The organism is Holospora undulata HU1, from assembly GCF_000388175.3.
Lineage (GTDB): Bacteria > Pseudomonadota > Alphaproteobacteria > Holosporales > Holosporaceae > Holospora > Holospora undulata_A.
Genome location: NZ_ARPM03000167.1, coordinates 1 through 14,971, shown reverse-complemented (window position 1 = coordinate 14,971; position 14,971 = coordinate 1). Strand labels below are relative to the sequence as shown.

Below are 14,971 nucleotides of genomic sequence, written 5' to 3'. Positions count from 1 at the left end.
CATTTAAAAGGAGTGTGTGCAGATACTGGATATAGAAAACCCATGGAGGAATTTGTGAGAACTCTATTGAATAAAACTATAGCAATCTCAAAGCGTATATCTCAAGGATAGACCATACTTTCAAAGCGTTGGATTGTCGAAAGAACATTTGCATGGCTAAATCATTTGCAAAGGGTATCTAAAGATTATGAAATTGCCCTAGCGACTGCTGAAAACATAATTACAGCCCATTCCATGATCCTATTAAGAAGGCTAGCAAATCATTAATATAGGTTCTAAAAATGTGGGAAAAATTTCACGAGGTGTGCCCGAGAAATACAAGCTCAAAGCCTTCGTTTTATACGCAAGCGGCCTTTCAATGAACCGAATTGCTCAGCATTTTAGTGTCAGCGCCACCTCTGTTTTGAAGGGGGCGGGCACCTTAGGATCAAGGCTGCGCGCCAAAGTTACCCCCTTCCCAAAAGGCAAAGGTATTTTTAAGGAAGTCGATGAATTTTGGCGTTATTTAAAAAAAGAAGCAAAAAAATTGGATTTTTAAAGCTTGGATTTCTAAAGCTTGGATTTCTAAAGTCTATGATCGTGCTGGGCTCATCGATTGGGAATTTGGTGATCACTCGGGTCAAACATTCAAACGACTTTTTGAACGATTAAAAAAATGAAAAATTTTATTTTATTGCAGAGAGTTATTGGAAAGTTTTAATAAAATTATTCCAAGTAAACGCCTCTTTCGGGGAAAAGATAAAACATTTTCTCTTGAATAAAATAACGCTCCACACCGTCATTGGTTTGTAAAATTTCGTCGAAAATTCCTTGCAAACACACGATAACTTGAAATACTGGAGGTAACAATTTGTATTTTAATCATGCTATCTTTTGTTACAATCTTCGATTTTTTTTAAAGCATTTTTTGTTGTATTAAGAAATAGGCACTAGAACGTATTTTATTTTGGGGCAATGTGTTGAAAAATTATAAGTTTTTGATACAATAAGTATGTAATGTGGTGGTAATCTCTACAGCAAAGCACGTATTTCCAGTGTGCGGTTTCGTACGAAGCTTTGTTTTGGGTGTAACTGGAAGAGGAAGTAGAAATGACGTATAAACCTGAGGCATTATGTCCTCAAGATTTAATTCAGCGATCTGTGTATTTAGGGCATAAAGCTTGTCGCGGAAATCCTAAGATGGCGCCTTACATTTATAAAAAACATGATGGTGTTCATATTATTGATCTTGTAAAGACTCGTGCACTTTTTGAGCGAGCCCTTATGGCGATTTACACTATTGCAGAACAGGGGGGAAGAATTCTATTTGTGGGGACAAAGCCTCATGCCAGAGAGTTGATAAAAACTTACGCACAAAAATGCGGCCAATATTATGTTGATCATCGCTGGACAGGGGGAATGCTTACCAATTGGAAAACTGTTTCTGCTTCTATTAGGCGCTTGAAAGAGTTAGAAGAAAAATTGGCGTCTCCAGAAATTGTTAATTATGTAAAAAAAGAGCAACTTCAGTTAACGCGGTTACGAGATGGTCTGGAAAGAAAGCTTGGTGGCATAAAAGAAATGGGTGCTCTGCCCGATGTTATTTTTGTTGTAGACGTTGTAGAAGAGCGTATCGCGGTGAAAGAAGCTCAAAAGCTTAACATTCCCATCGTAGCTATTGTAGACACTAACGCAGATCCTGAAGGGATTGACTATATTGTTCCTGGAAATGATGATTCTTCTGGTGCGGTAGAATTGTATTGCTCAAGGGTTTGTGATGCTGTACTGGCGGGATTACAGTCTGAAATGGAAAAATCTGGAAAGTCTTTGAAATCCGCGCGGGTTGGAAAGCCTGGATTTGATGAGCAATTGTTGACACAGCTAACTGAGCGGTTTAAGCAAGTGGAGTCTGAAGTTTTGGTTCCTAAGGTCGAAGAACAGGTTCCTCCCCCTTCACAAAATTCCCTATCTCAAAAAAAATAAACAACTTTTCGTTAGGAGCATGGCATGAGCACTAATATAAATACAGTAAAACAGTTACGCGCAGAAACAGGCGCTGGAGTTTCTGATTGTCACAAGGCGTTAGAAGCCTGCAAAGGTGATATCGAGGAAGCAAAGTTATGGCTAAGAAAAGAAGGTATTGCTAAGGCTGTAAAGAAGCAAGATCGCAAAACTGCCAAAGGGTTGATTACTTCTTATGCAAAAGGTGGTTTTGGTGCTCTTTTGGAATTGAATTGTGAAACGGATTTTGTTGCTCGAAATGAAAGGTTTCAAGAGTTTGTTACGGCTTTGTTAAAAGACGTTGCAGATCACCAAGTTGCTTCTCTTGAAGCGTTTTTAGCACATGAAGCGTTGAATGTGCAAGAGCGGATTCTTGAGCAAAGTGGCGTATTGGGAGAGCATATTCGATGTTCAAGGTTGGGCGTCTTAGAAACTAATCCAGGGGTTGTGTGTTCTTATGTGCACTGGGAATCGTGTCCAAATATGGGGCCTATTGGGGCTTTGGTTGCGTTAGATTCTGAACTGCCCGAGGAGATTTTGAAACCTTTGGGAGAAGGTATAGCGATGCATGTTGTTGCATCATCTCCACTGTATAAATCTGTTGATGACGTTCCAAAAGAGGATATTGCAAGAGAGGAATCCATTTATCGAGATCAATTAAAAGACAGCAATAAGCCTGCGCCGATCATTGAGAAAATGATTAGTGGACGTGTTAAGAGCTTTTTGGAGGAAACGGTTTTGGAAGAACAAAAATTCGTAAAAGATCTTTCTCGTTCTGTGAAAGTTCAGATTCAAGAGCTAGAAAAAGAGCACGGAAAATCTATTCGTATTTCCAGCTTTCTGAGATTTGTTTTGGGGGCTGATGCTTGATGTTTCAACCGGGAGAACGCCTCTTATTAAAGCTTTCAGGGGAGGTTTTAGGAAGAACTTCTACAGGAGAGAGTGGGGGGATTGTTCCCGAGACTTTAAAATCAATCTGTTTGCAGATTAAAAAATTATCTCAATATCGATGGACAATCGTGGTGGGAGGAGGAAATTTTTTTCGAGGCGGAAATGCATCCTGGTGTCATCGCAGCACTGCAGATCGTATTGGTATGCTGGCAACTGGGATGAATGGGCTTGCGCTGCACGAAATGTTAGAACATCTTGGGGTGCCCAGTTGTCTTTTATCTTGCGGTGTATGCAGTGGTATAGGTGAAGCGTACGACCCCCGTGTTGCGCGTTTTGCATTAAGTAACGAAAAAGTCGTTATTTGTGTTGGGGGAAGTGGAATAGGTCATGTTACGACAGATACCACTAGTGTGTTACGAGCCTGTGAAATAGATTGTTCAGTGATTTTGAAGGGAAGTTCGGTAGAAGGGGTGTATGATGCAGACCCCAAGTACCATAAAGATGCACGCTTTTTGTCTTGTATTACTTATACTCAAGCTATACAAAACAGATGGAAGGTTATGGATTTTACTGCTTTTACGCTGGCGCAAGAATTTCAAAAGAAGATTTGTGTATTTTCTATTTTGTCTCCTCAGTCGCTTTTGGGATTAATTGATGGTACGTTGCGTCATACTTTGATTTCCTGTGGCTGACTTTTTTTGTGAACAGTTACAAAAAAGTGTTTTTTATTAATAAAAAATTCAGGTTAAGATATGTGTTTGCTTTGCGCAAACAAAAAAATAGAAGGTGTTTTTCTGGATTAATGGATTCACTAAAATAAAATAGCCTTTTCTGATCTCGGGGTCTTGCATATAAGAAAAATCTAGTTTATCCTTAACTACCAAGGTTTTTTGAGTTGTTATTATGTCAAGGTGTTGTGTTATTACAGGTAAAAAAGCGCTTAGAGGAAACTTAGTAAGTCATGCCAATAATAAGACAAATCATTTTTTCTTACCTAATGCAAGAAAAATTCGTTTAAAAAGTAAGATATTAGGGAAGACAGTAATGTTTATGGTTTCTGCCCGCGGGTTGCGCACTTTAGATAAATATGGAGGGTTGGATGCTTATCTTCAGAAAAAGACTAGACGTCGCCTTCATGAAGAGCTTCATCCATTAAAGCGCGCTCTTATGAAAAAATTAAAAGTTTCTTCAGATTTATAATCGAGTACATAGTATCGTTTTATGGCGTTTTGGAAAATTTCAAGTTTTTTTTCCACTTTTATGCGCGCACTAAAAGACGGGATTGCTTTGTTAATTCTTGCTTTTGATTTTTTTTTGTTAGTAAGTTTTTTATCTTATTCACCTCATGATCCCAGTTGGAATGTTTGTGTTCGAGGTGTTCCAGACAATTTAATGGGGATTTGGGGTGCCTGTGTTGCTGACTTGTTTTTTCAGTTTTTTGGTTTGGGAGCCTGGATTTGGGTTTTTTCAGGGTTTGGAATTTTTGTTAGTATTGCGCTAAGTACTTCTTTCTGGTTTTGGGTAAGGTGGGGGTTTTTATTTAGTATTTTTATTTCTTTCTTTTTGGCGTTACTAGGGAAAGAAATTAGTGCATCCTTTAGGATATATCCTTGCGGTATTGGTGCGTGGATAAAAGAGGGAAAAGTTTCTTTTTGGGTTGGAGCGGGAATTTTAGGCTATGCGGTTGTATGTGCTGCAGCGTTATTCATAAAATTTTCTTTTCTTAAGAAATATATAAAAAAGTTCTCTTTTTTTAGGGGCAATACTCAAGATCAAAATTTTGAAAAAGCAGAATCTTCTGTTCAAAAAGCTGAGGTAGACTGTGTGCCATTGGTTCAGAAAAAATCTAAAATTTTTCGCTCTTCGAATACGAAAGAAGAAATAGGTAAGAATAATGTCTACCTTAACAATCCAGATACTGCGTTGCCCCCCTTAGAGCTTTTGACGCGAAATCCAGGAAAAGGGGGGATTAAAACAGAAATTACTCAAAGCGCTATAGATCGATTACAAGTAGTTTTAGAAGAATTTGGAATAAAGGGAAAAATAGTTAACGCAAGGCCGGGCCCGGTGGTTACGTTGTACGATTTAGAGCCTGCGCCGGGTGTTAAATCTTCTCGTATTATTAGCTTATCTGATGATATTGCGCGCTCTATGAGTGTACTTTCTGCTCGGGTAGCGTTAATTCCTGGAAAAAATTTAATGGGGATTGAGTTATCTAACGTGCACCGTCATATGGTTTATCTTCATGATTTGTTAAACAGTCCTTTGTATACAGATTTTCAAGGACAGCTAGGGCTGGCACTGGGGCAAGACATAGCAGGGCAACCTGTTATTGTAGATTTGGCCAGGATGCCGCATTTGCTAGTGGCAGGCACAACGGGTTCAGGAAAATCTGTAGGGATCAGCAGTATGATTCTATCTTTATTGTATAGACTTTCTCCAAAACAATGTAAATTGTTGCTCATTGATCCAAAGATTATTGATCTTACAGTTTATGATGAGATTCCACATTTGATTGCTCCAGTTATTACGGATCATAAAAAAGCACTAGAGGCACTAAAATGGGCGGTCCAGGAAATGGAGCTTCGGTATAGAAAAATGTCTCAATTAGGGGTAAGAAATATTACAGGGTATAATCAAAAGGTTCAAGAAGCAAGAAAAGAGAATCAACCTCTGATGAGAGAGGTTCAATTGGGGTTTGATGCTGAAAATCGTCCCTGTTTTCAGCAACAAGTTTTTGATACAGAATTCCTTCCGTATATCGTTATTATCGTTGATGAAATGGCGGATTTGATGTTGGTGGCGGGAAAAGAGCTAGAAGTCTTGATTCAAAGATTGGCACAAATGGCGCGTGCCGCAGGGATCCACTTAATTATGGCAACACAGCGCCCATCGGTGGACGTGATTACCGGTACAATTAAAGCTAATTTTCCAACTCGACTTAGTTTTCAGGTCAGTTCAAAAATTGATAGCCGCACTATTTTAGGAGAGCAAGGAGCAGAAAGTCTTTTAGGTCAAGGAGATATGTTGTACATGGCTTCTGCAGGACGTGTTATGCGCATACATGGTCCTTTCGTAAGCGATGAGGAAATTGAGAAAATTGTAAATTTTTTAAAAACAAGAGGCGTGCCGGAATACATTAATATGGAAATTCAAGAGGATGATACGATAACATGTGATTTACCTTCTCAACACGATGCATTGTATCAAAAAGCTGTTGCTATTGTGCGTCAAGATAGAAAGGTTTCTACGAGTTATATCCAACGTCAATTACAAATCGGATATAATCGCGCCGCCCGTATAATAGAGCAGATGGAAAAAGATGGAATTATTTCTGCTCCTAATCATTCTGGAAAAAGAGAAATCCTTATAGGGTGAAGAAAAAGATTAAAAATTATCTAGAAGTATTAACCAATTCCAATTAGCTGGTTATTCATATTAATAATTTAACCGTTCAATTTTTTTTTAATGATATTTAGGAAACGCTATGGTTTTTTGCTTGAGACTTTTAACAAAAGATAGCATGATTAATTTTCAAAGTTTTATTAACGTGAAGTGCCGAAAAAATACGCAGTGTTGCCTCTAGCATTTCAAGAGATCGTGTGTTTGAAAGGGGGGGGCGAAATCTTGCAAACCAATGGCGGTGTTGACCGTTATTTTGTTCAATTAAAAACGTTTAATATTTTCCCTGAAAGAGGCGGTTGATTGGAATATAGTAATTTAGGTTGAATTAGGTGTAATTTTTTTTCTTAAAACGTAAAGGAAAATGACAAAGAGCTACAGCAACGATTTAAGACAAAAGATAATAAATATTTAGATGAGGTGAGTGGGCATATTGAAGCATCGCAACCATTAAAATAAGAGTATCAGCGATAGGAAGGTGGGATAGAAAATTGGTATAGAAAATACAGAAAAGAAGGCAGTTATTTTCCTAAGAGGTGTGGTGGCTCAGAAAAAAAGATTGAGTTAGAGAAGCTTGAAAAGTTCATGAAACAAAACCAAGATATGATCTTGAAAAAAGCTGCTCAAAAATTTGGGGGCACAATCAGTTACTGGTTAAAAAGATTAGGCTATAGCTTAAAAAAAAGACTTTTCGCACTTAGAAGCAAGCCAAGAAAGGCGAAGTCAGTATCAAGAATCGATCAAAGATATAGCGTTCCAAATCTTGTATATATTGATAAAAACGGCATTGATAGGCTATGTGCAAAGACAAAAACTGGGGCAGAAAAAGTGAAAAGTTGGTTGGCAAAAAGAGTGGGATCAAAGAACAAATACTATTGCCGGTTTGGTTAATAACACGCCGATAGTACTAATGGGGTTTAACGGATCTTGCGACACATAGTATTCCAAGCTTAGGTAGAATTTTTTCTGATCAAGGAACTAAAGCCTGGCCAAGGTGTTATATGGACAATGCTTCTTTTCATATCCAAGAGAAGTAGAGAATGAATAGGATCCGTAAAGTGCAGTATAATTTTTGTATCTTCTTACTCTCCTGATTTGAATCTAATAGAGAAATTCCGGACTAATATGAAGAGGTGGACAATATAACTAAATTTCAACGCTCTGTTTGATGCTATTCCGTGGTTCTTCAAAATATCTAATTTAAACTAAATTACTATAATTTTGTTAAAACCTGCCTAATGATCTGCGCTGATCTGCGCAATAAAATAAAATTTTCTATTTTTTTAATCGTTCAAAAAGTCGCTTGAATGTTTGACTCAAGCGATCACCAAATTCCCAATCGATAATCCGTTTTCCAGCATGATTCTAGACTTTAAAAATCCAAGCTTTAAAAATCCAAATTTTTGCTTCTTTTTTTAAATAATGCTAAAATTCATCGACTTCCATGACAATACCGTTGTCTTCTGGGTATAGCTCAATTTTGGCGCATATCCTTGATTATAAGGTGCCCGCCCACTTCAAAACAGCGGTGGCGCTGACACCAAAAAGCTGAGCAATTCGCTTCATTGAAAGACCGCTTACGTATAAAACGAGGGCTTGTAGCTTGTCTTTCTCGGGCACACCTCTTGAAATTTTTTTCACAGTTTTTACATTTGTGCCGCTTCCCCCCAACAAAACCGCTTTTAAAGCGATCTTAACATTCACAAATTTTACACAATCATTTTTAGAGACTTTTAAAAGACTTCCTTTACCAATTTCTAAAAAAAAGATCTTTAGTTAAAAGCTTCTTATTTTTGTAGTATTATTTTTTAGTAGTTATTAATGGAATCAGAGAATTTAAAATGTTAAAGTTTTTATTGACTTTTACTGTATGTTCGCTTATCTTTATTAAGCAAAAATTAATTTTATTTTAAGAGGTATGGTTTGAAGCTTATTCTTTTTTCTAAATATGTTTTTTTCGGATTTTGTTGCTTTTTTTCAAAAGATTTTTTGTTCGGAAAAAACGATAGTTTGTCTAGCTTTAGTTTTGAAAACGAAAATTCTCTATTGCTACCTTTAGATTGTTCTGACGTTCAATCTGATCACAGAGCTCTTCAGTCTTCCGAAGAAATTTTGTTACCCCTTTCTGAGCCTAGCATTTCAGATGATTCAAAAAAAGAAAGTGAAATTTGTTTTTCTGAAAATTTTTTCTCGCCTTTTTTATCAGAAAAATTAGAAGAGCAAAAGGCTCGATTTGAATGCAGGGATACTTTAAGAGCAAACACTCAGGTTTTCTTTTCTGAAATAGTTTTTCCTACTTTTTTATTTGAAGAATCAGAAAAAATAGAAAAACAAAATAATAAATTCGAACAAGAGGATGATGAATTGTGCAGATCTTGCGAAGGGCCCATTTTGGTTTCTCTGCCTAAGGGGGAAAAAACACTAGAAAAGCAAAATGTAAGATTTGAACGATTAAAAATTGAGCAAATAAAAAATGAAGAAGAGTGTAATCTTTCTGTGCTTTTCAAAGAAGAGTTCGTGGACGATTTAGATTTCTTTTCTTTTTCTGAAGAGGTAGTAAGTAAAAGACTAGAGCAAATAAAAAATGAAGAAGAGTGTAATCTTTCTGTGCTTTTCAAAGAAGAGTTCGTGGACGATTTAGATTTCTTTTCTTTTTCTGAAGAGGTAGTAAGTAAAAGGCTAGAGCAAATAAAAAATGAAGAAGGTTTTTATGGAAAAATTTCATTGAATTAGTTCGAATCAATAGCAAAGGTAGAGTTGTTCTCAACGCTATTAATTTTTACTTATTCTTTTAAAATTAAAAAAAATAAAAATTTTATTTTTCAATGGGGATTTCCGAAATTTTTTGACTTTTTGCAGAGGGGATCTTTTTTTTTTAAAATAATGTGGTATATTGTAACAAAGGGCCTGTAGTTTAGTGGTCAGAACCCGCCGCTCATAACGGCGTTGCACAGGTTCGAGTCCTGTCGGGCCTAGTTCCTTATAATCGTTTGGCTTAGTAGTTTTTGCGTGCTTTAGCCAAAGATGAAGGAAAAGTTTTTATTTTCATTTATTTTTGCTTGACTTTTTTTGAGTCTGGGTTATTGCATTCAGTTTTTTTATAATTTTTGCGTGATGATGTTTTGGAATTTTTATCAGATGTCTTTTGATTTCTTCGCACACGAAGGTTGCTTCACTTTTTTTTCCTAAATGGTGTAAACATTCTGCAGATTTAAGTAAAATTTGTATAGGAAATAATTTCCTTTTTTCTTGCTCTTCTTTTGTACATAATTTTGAAGAAAAAGTTTGGCCTTTAAGATAGAGATATGCCGTAGAAAATAAAGTTTCTGCTTGATCGTATTTTTTTTGATGCATGAAAATTAACCCCTTGTAGTACAAAGCTTGTGCTTTTAATGGGTGGTTTTTTTGATGAATAAAGTGCTCTAAAACTGTGATTGCTTGATCTGTTTCGCCTTTTTTAAGATGACGGGTGACATCTTGAAGTGTTTTATTCTCTGAAGAAAAATGCAAAGGAGGAACTGAAAACGATTGAGAGTCGGTTTTTTCTTCATATTCAGAAAAAGCTTTTCCGTCATCTTTTTGAGCGCGCAATGTATCTAAAGACTGTTGTAAATTTAAGCAATGATCTTCTAAAACCTTGCAACGATTTTCTAATTCTTCTAACCGGTGCAATACAACTTCCATAGGAGATAGGACAGCAGCAACACAAGTGCTGCACACTAAAAAACAAGACGAAAAGATAAAAGAAAATCTTGAAGTAGTCATCTTGATAAAAAAATTACAAATAAGTTAAACTAGTATAGCAAATCCACTCTTAAATCTCAAAATATTTTATGGAGTAACAGATGCATCAGCGTTTTTCGGAGACAAAGGTTCTAAGGAAGCGGGAGGCTCTCTAGAAGGAGACAAAGATTCCGTCAATATGTTTACTTCTTTAATATTTTGTAATATTAGTTTAATGCTTTGAGAAAAATTAGAATTTTTTAATTTTTCGGGAAGAAAAGGAGATAAGATAACAGCGCCGTGATTTAGCCACTTTTCACTTTTTGAAGTCTGGATGATTTCAGGTTGTTGTCCGGGGGCAACCAAAAACAAAGAACACGTGTAGCTTCCTAAAATGAGCACAATTCCTCGACACAATCCGAACACGATTCCCAAAGATGCATCTACACTAGATACAACGCTAGAGCGAATTTTTAAGGCTATCCACTGAACAATGCACAAAAAAAAGATAAGTGTTCCCAAAAAAACCGTCAAATAACATGCTCCCTTTAGCAAAGATGGGGAGGTTATCCATTTGCTTAAAAAAGGACAAACACACTCATGATACTTCCAGGACAGCACTCCAGAGCCCCCCCAAGCAAGTAAGCTTAACGTTTCTTTCACGAATCCTCGAAAAAATCCTAAAAATCCAGAAAAAATCATAACTGCTACTAAGAGTCCGTCAAAAACATTAAAAACATGCATTAATTCTAAACTCTCTTTAACCAATGCAGAATCTAAAACTCCAATCCTAACTTTAGTAAGATCGAAACTTGATTCTTTGAGTTGCTATCACCTTTCTTCTATTAAAATAACAGACTTTTTCACTGCTTACAAGGGAATTACCACAGTATATGACAAATTATATGAAAGTAAAAAATAACGCCTTCCCCAATACATTTATGAATTTTTTAGAATAGGGGGAATTATTTCTTGGATAAACGCTATTATTTTTTTTATAATTAGTAGTTTTATTTAATAATTATTTTGCAAACGTTTAATTTTTCTGGTATTGATTATTTTTTCAAAAAGTGTAAAATTAAGTAGCGTGCCATTTGTTTATACAGAAGAGTGTATGGAAAAAAAAATTATTAGTCAAAATCCCGGACGTATTGTCTACGCTTCTTCTAAAGAAACAGAGTGCTTTCACTACTTTACGGATATTATTTCCTGCCCTATTTCTGGGAAAGAGATGGAGCTTCCAGGAAAAGGAGTAATTAATCACAGGGTTTCTGGTTTTTTCTTTTCCAAATTGCAGCAGCTTAATATACCAACACATTTTATTCGTATGCTTAACATGCGTCAATCTTTGATGCACTCTACGCTTCCATTGGATTTTTACGTGCGGGTTATTTGCATGCCTTCTTCAATTTTGGCTAAAGAATTTGATGTGGCTCCTGATCATGTGTTTTCTCGTCCTATCATAGAATATGTTCATATAAATTCTGGTCGTTTGTTGAACGAAACTCACCTTATGGCATTTTCTATTTTGGAAATGCAAGATCTTGATGAGCTTCACAATATTATTCTTCGAATAGTAGATTCTATAAAAGGGATATGCATTGGGATGAGATTTCAGTTGATGGAGCTAAAACTTCAGTTAGGATGTGGGTTTAATTACAGTTCAGATACTCCTTTTTTGTTGTGTGGTGATTTTTCTCCCGAATCTTTTTCAGTTTTAGATTTAGATAGCAGCATGATTTTAGGGGGAGAAAATATCACTAATGCAGTATATCCTCCTAATTTACATTATCGCAGTATTGCAGCGCGGTTGGGCATTGGGTTAGAAGGGCCAAGTCGCTCTCAGGTGCTTCCGTTTCAAATAAAAGAGAGCGCTCATGAATGTTTGTAAGCAATAAAAATGAGGGGGGTCGTTTTAGGATCAAATATTTTTGCTTCATTGGAATGTAGAGATTTTTCAAAAAAATGTTTTGAATAGAATTAGCGTCGTTATTGTCGTATGATATTTTGGGATTGGAAAAAAAAGAGAGAGAAAAGAAAAAATGAGCGAGACTGTTGCTTCTTGTCATAAAAATATGTCTTGGATTCAAGAAAAATTAGCTCAGGCATTTCCTGGGGCGTGCATCAAGGTTACTGATATACGCGGAGATGACCAACATTTTTATGTACACATTATTACAGATTTTTTTCAAGATGTTCCTTTTTTGCAAAGGCACCGTCAGGTGTATAGTGCTTTGGAGTGGGAAACAGAAAGTTGCATTCATGCGCTATCCTTGTGTACTCAAACTCCAAAAGAGGTTTCTGCTTGATTACACTTCAAGAGGTATCTAATGCTCTTGGGGTAGATTTAGGGAATATTTATGGAAAATTTTCCGATATATCCATGCATTCAGATCGTTCGGGGCCTGATGTTCTGTTTTTAGCGATTCCTAGTATTCGTTATACAGCAAAAGATGTTACTTACATGGCCTGGAAAAAAGGAACCAGGGTTGTTTTAGCGTGGGGGAATGAATACCGATACTTTGAAAATTCTGATCAGCCAGGGCAGATATGTATTTTTCAAAATCTTCCAAAAAATACGGTACACATTTTGGGCCGGTTATTTTATCCGTGTCGCCCATCTTTGAAATGTGCAGTTACTGGGACTAATGGAAAAACTTCTACGGTTTTTTTTCTATCGCAACTATGGCAAACTTCAAAGAAGTCTTGGGTTTCTATGGGAACGTTGGGAACGCAGGGATCTTTACATATCGATTTTCCTACCTCTAATATCAACACAGCGGATTATTTAACACTTTCCTGTGCATTGCATAAAAGCGCGCAACAAGGGGTTGGGTGCTTTGCCTACGAAGCAAGCAGTCATGGGTTGCATCAGAATCGAGTCCCTCAAGATGCAGTAGATGTTGGAATTTGGACGAGTTTTTCTCAAGACCACTTGGATTATCACAAAACAATGCAGGACTACTGGCAAGCTAAAGCTTCCCTTGGAAAATTGTGTTGTAAAGCTTGGCTTGTAAATGACAAGGTATTTCAGTACAGAAAAATTTTGGAAAAGGGGAGAGAATCTAATGATTCCTTATCTCAAAAGAATTTTGAAAACATTTTAGATTATTCTTTAAAATCGGCTTGTCCTTTACTGCGATACGGTTTAGGGAATAAGACATCTTTGTGGGGGCAGTGCACAATTCACAAGCAGCATTATCACCATACTAAGGTGTCTATTCGTATTGATGGGTATGTGTGGAATGGAACAGTTCCGTGGATCGGTTCATTCCAATGTGAAAATTTAGTCGCATCTTTGGGAGCTTTTTATTTGTTGGGGGGAAGTTTAGATGATGCTTTTGAAGCGATTTCTTCTGGACATATAAGTGCACCCCCTGGACGGTTGGAAAGGGTGAGTGATGGACCTGCGGGGGGGGGAATCTATATAGATTATGCGCACACGCCTGATGGGCTTTACCAAGTTTTAAAAGCATTAAGGGCGTTAAATCCAAAAAAATTAGGAGTTATTTTTGGTTGCGGAGGGGAGCGTGATACAGGAAAACGTGAAAAGATGGGAAAAATTGCTAAAGATAACGCAGATTGGGTCATTCTTACAGATGACAATCCTAGGTTTGAGGATCCGGAAAAAATTTTAGACGATATTCAAAAAGGGTGTCCTTTGGCGCAGCGTATTCGTTGTCGTTCTGCGGCGATAAGGGCAGGGATCTCTAGTATGAAGCAAGATCACATAATTTTAATAGCAGGAAAGGGGCATGAAGCGTTTCAGTGGATAGGAAGCGATAGAATAGCTTTTCAAGATCGTGAAGTGGTTGAAGAATATCTAGGATTATCTTCTGTTTAGCTTAGAAGGTTAATTGTAGGGGGATAGGATATAATAGAGATTGGACAAAGTGAGAAAATTACGAAAAATCTCTTTTAAAAATTAAGATATTTTTTACTCTTAATACTTTCTAGATTTTGGTTGCCAGTGTTCGTATTTTAAACGAACGCACTGACGGTACTTAAGATTACTAGAAAACCGATTATTCAAAGAGGCGTGGCTAGAGTTTAATGAGCTAATCAATTTATTAGACCATTGAAATATTTATCTGCGCGAGATATAGGGGTGTGGTTGTGTTACTTGAGGAGCCGAAGGAGGCGTTGTGGCAGGTGGCGTTGGAAATGAGGGGGTAAACCCTTCTGTTGTTGGCGGTGCTGGAGGGAATGAAGACATAGGGTTCCCTGTCGTTAGTGACACTGGAGGGAATGAAGGTGTGGAGTTTCCTGTCGTTAGTGACACTGGAGGGAATGAAGGTGTGGAGTTTCCTGCCGTTGGTGACACTGGAGGGAATGAAGGTGTGGAGTTTCCTGCCGTTGGTGACACTGGAGGGAATGAAGGTGTGGAGTTTCCTGCCGTTGGTGACACTGGAGGGAATGAAGAGGCAGAGCTTCCAGTTTTCAAGGGAGTGCGTTGTGTAGATGCAGGAGTTGAAGCCAAAGATTGATGATGGGGCGCACGATTGTTATTGTTTAGATTTGGTGCAGAGGATACCAGCGTTACTGGCGGATGTTGAGTAGGGGAAGAAGTTACGGCATTTGCTCCAAACCCAACAATAGATGAAATAAATACAAATAGTTTTTTATTAAACATTTTATTTTTATTGTTTATTCTACAATTTTATTATATAAAAAATATATAAATTTTTTGTTTATTTTTGTGTGGAAAAAATTTTCAGCGGCTTATGGGATTAGTAAAAGCTTGAAAGTATATTGTAAAAATCAGATTTTTTTCTTTAAATTTAACCATACTCCCCCTCACTTTTTTTTCAGGTAGTTTAAAAGATCCGAAAGACAGGCTATTTTATTAAAAATAAACAACAATGTTTAATGCAAATGAACCTTCGTACTTAGTATGATCGATAAGCGAAAGGTTCAGCATCCTGCGCTGATCCACAAGATGAACGCTCCACCTTCAATAAAATCCCAGCTTGAA

Annotated in this window: 17 protein-coding genes, 1 tRNA gene and 1 pseudogene; 15 read left to right on the top strand and 4 right to left on the bottom strand. The window is 36.9% G+C overall.

Annotated elements, in window-relative coordinates:
• Positions 1–126 precede the first annotated feature (126 nt).
• Positions 127–267: pseudogene (locus K737_RS12105) on the top strand (IS5/IS1182 family transposase); the annotation flags it as partial.
• 16 nt (positions 268–283) lie between these two features.
• Positions 284–538, top strand: coding sequence for a hypothetical protein (locus tag K737_RS05225; RefSeq protein WP_006289655.1), 255 nt, complete (start codon positions 284–286; stop codon positions 536–538).
• A 167-nt stretch (positions 539–705) separates the two neighbouring features.
• On the opposite strand, the gene K737_RS10125 is transcribed toward K737_RS05225, so the two are convergent.
• Positions 706–849, bottom strand: a complete 144-nt coding sequence (locus tag K737_RS10125; protein WP_023491944.1) for a hypothetical protein — start codon at positions 847–849, stop codon at positions 706–708.
• A gap of 240 nt (positions 850–1,089) precedes the next feature.
• On the opposite strand from K737_RS10125, the gene rpsB reads away from it, so the two are divergent.
• From rpsB to K737_RS08975, 7 genes are all read left to right on the top strand, one after another.
• Complete coding sequence (gene rpsB / locus K737_RS05220; protein ID WP_006289654.1) at positions 1,090–1,962, top strand: 30S ribosomal protein S2; 873 nt, start codon at positions 1,090–1,092, stop codon at positions 1,960–1,962.
• A 24-nt stretch (positions 1,963–1,986) separates the two neighbouring features.
• Positions 1,987–2,850, top strand: coding sequence for a translation elongation factor Ts (tsf, locus tag K737_RS05215; protein WP_006289653.1), 864 nt, complete (start codon positions 1,987–1,989; stop codon positions 2,848–2,850).
• The gene (locus K737_RS05210; protein ID WP_006289652.1) at positions 2,850–3,563 is read left to right on the top strand and encodes an amino acid kinase family protein; all 714 of its coding nucleotides are present in this window, start codon (positions 2,850–2,852) and stop codon (positions 3,561–3,563) included. Before tsf ends, K737_RS05210 begins: the two co-directional genes overlap by 1 nt.
• Before the next feature lie 211 nt (positions 3,564–3,774).
• Positions 3,775–4,071: a 50S ribosomal protein L28 gene (gene rpmB, locus K737_RS05205; RefSeq protein WP_006289651.1), complete on the top strand. Its 297-nt coding sequence runs from the start codon at positions 3,775–3,777 to the stop codon at positions 4,069–4,071.
• A gap of 60 nt (positions 4,072–4,131) precedes the next feature.
• Positions 4,132–6,249, top strand: a complete 2,118-nt coding sequence (locus tag K737_RS05200; RefSeq protein ID WP_235075702.1) for a DNA translocase FtsK — start codon at positions 4,132–4,134, stop codon at positions 6,247–6,249.
• A gap of 177 nt (positions 6,250–6,426) precedes the next feature.
• Positions 6,427–6,576, top strand: a complete 150-nt coding sequence (locus tag K737_RS10120) for a hypothetical protein (RefSeq protein WP_161630442.1) — start codon at positions 6,427–6,429, stop codon at positions 6,574–6,576.
• Positions 6,577–6,858: 282 nt separating this feature from the next.
• Positions 6,859–7,164 carry a transposase gene (locus K737_RS08975; protein ID WP_006289649.1) on the top strand — a complete coding sequence of 102 codons (306 nt, stop codon included), beginning with the start codon at positions 6,859–6,861 and terminating at the stop codon, positions 7,162–7,164.
• 606 nt (positions 7,165–7,770) lie between these two features.
• On the opposite strand, the gene K737_RS05190 is transcribed toward K737_RS08975, so the two are convergent.
• Positions 7,771–7,977, bottom strand: coding sequence for a helix-turn-helix domain-containing protein (locus K737_RS05190; RefSeq protein WP_006290703.1), 207 nt, complete (start codon positions 7,975–7,977; stop codon positions 7,771–7,773).
• A gap of 285 nt (positions 7,978–8,262) precedes the next feature.
• Between K737_RS05190 and K737_RS05185 the strand changes: the two genes are divergently transcribed.
• Entirely contained in the window at positions 8,263–9,006 is a 744-nt protein-coding gene (locus K737_RS05185) for a hypothetical protein (protein ID WP_152531104.1), read from the top strand.
• 170 nt (positions 9,007–9,176) lie between these two features.
• Positions 9,177–9,248: transfer RNA gene (locus K737_RS05180), tRNA-Ile, on the top strand.
• A gap of 70 nt (positions 9,249–9,318) precedes the next feature.
• Here the strand turns inward: K737_RS05180 and K737_RS05175 are convergent.
• The gene (locus K737_RS05175) at positions 9,319–10,038 is read right to left on the bottom strand and encodes a tetratricopeptide repeat protein (RefSeq protein WP_006296909.1); all 720 of its coding nucleotides are present in this window, start codon (positions 10,036–10,038) and stop codon (positions 9,319–9,321) included.
• 66 nt (positions 10,039–10,104) lie between these two features.
• Entirely contained in the window at positions 10,105–10,764 is a 660-nt protein-coding gene (locus K737_RS05170) for a CvpA family protein (protein ID WP_152531103.1), read from the bottom strand.
• A gap of 346 nt (positions 10,765–11,110) precedes the next feature.
• Between K737_RS05170 and K737_RS05165 the strand changes: the two genes are divergently transcribed.
• The 4 genes from K737_RS05165 to K737_RS05150 all read left to right on the top strand — a co-directional run bounded on the left by K737_RS05165 (position 11,111) and on the right by K737_RS05150 (position 14,483).
• A complete protein-coding gene (locus tag K737_RS05165) occupies positions 11,111–11,887 on the top strand; it encodes a phosphoribosylaminoimidazolesuccinocarboxamide synthase (RefSeq protein WP_200863625.1) in 777 nt (258 codons plus the stop codon).
• Between the two features lie 151 nt (positions 11,888–12,038).
• Positions 12,039–12,305 carry a BolA/IbaG family iron-sulfur metabolism protein gene (locus tag K737_RS05160; protein ID WP_006296912.1) on the top strand — a complete coding sequence of 89 codons (267 nt, stop codon included), beginning with the start codon at positions 12,039–12,041 and terminating at the stop codon, positions 12,303–12,305.
• Positions 12,302–13,840 carry a UDP-N-acetylmuramoyl-L-alanyl-D-glutamate--2,6-diaminopimelate ligase gene (locus K737_RS05155; RefSeq protein ID WP_006296914.1) on the top strand — a complete coding sequence of 513 codons (1,539 nt, stop codon included), beginning with the start codon at positions 12,302–12,304 and terminating at the stop codon, positions 13,838–13,840. The genes K737_RS05160 and K737_RS05155 overlap by 4 nt, the downstream gene beginning before the upstream one ends.
• A 301-nt stretch (positions 13,841–14,141) precedes the next feature.
• Positions 14,142–14,483 carry a hypothetical protein gene (locus tag K737_RS05150; RefSeq protein ID WP_024161482.1) on the top strand — a complete coding sequence of 114 codons (342 nt, stop codon included), beginning with the start codon at positions 14,142–14,144 and terminating at the stop codon, positions 14,481–14,483.
• Positions 14,484–14,971: the final 488 nt, after the last annotated feature.

Bases quoted from the DNA above. Each gene is read 5' to 3' on its own strand.
- rpsB (WP_006289654.1), top strand. From the start codon at position 1,090: ATGACGTATAAACCTGAGGCATTATGTCCTCAAGATTTAATTCAGCGA.
- tsf (WP_006289653.1), top strand. From the start codon at position 1,987: ATGAGCACTAATATAAATACAGTAAAACAGTTACGCGCAGAAACAGGC.
- K737_RS05210 (WP_006289652.1), top strand. From the start codon at position 2,850: ATGTTTCAACCGGGAGAACGCCTCTTATTAAAGCTTTCAGGGGAGGTT.
- rpmB (WP_006289651.1), top strand. From the start codon at position 3,775: ATGTCAAGGTGTTGTGTTATTACAGGTAAAAAAGCGCTTAGAGGAAAC.
- K737_RS05200 (WP_235075702.1), top strand. From the start codon at position 4,132: ATGCGCGCACTAAAAGACGGGATTGCTTTGTTAATTCTTGCTTTTGAT.
- K737_RS08975 (WP_006289649.1), top strand. From the start codon at position 6,859: ATGAAACAAAACCAAGATATGATCTTGAAAAAAGCTGCTCAAAAATTT.
- K737_RS05175 (WP_006296909.1), bottom strand. From the start codon at position 10,038: ATGACTACTTCAAGATTTTCTTTTATCTTTTCGTCTTGTTTTTTAGTG.
- K737_RS05165 (WP_200863625.1), top strand. From the start codon at position 11,111: ATGGAAAAAAAAATTATTAGTCAAAATCCCGGACGTATTGTCTACGCT.
- K737_RS05160 (WP_006296912.1), top strand. From the start codon at position 12,039: ATGAGCGAGACTGTTGCTTCTTGTCATAAAAATATGTCTTGGATTCAA.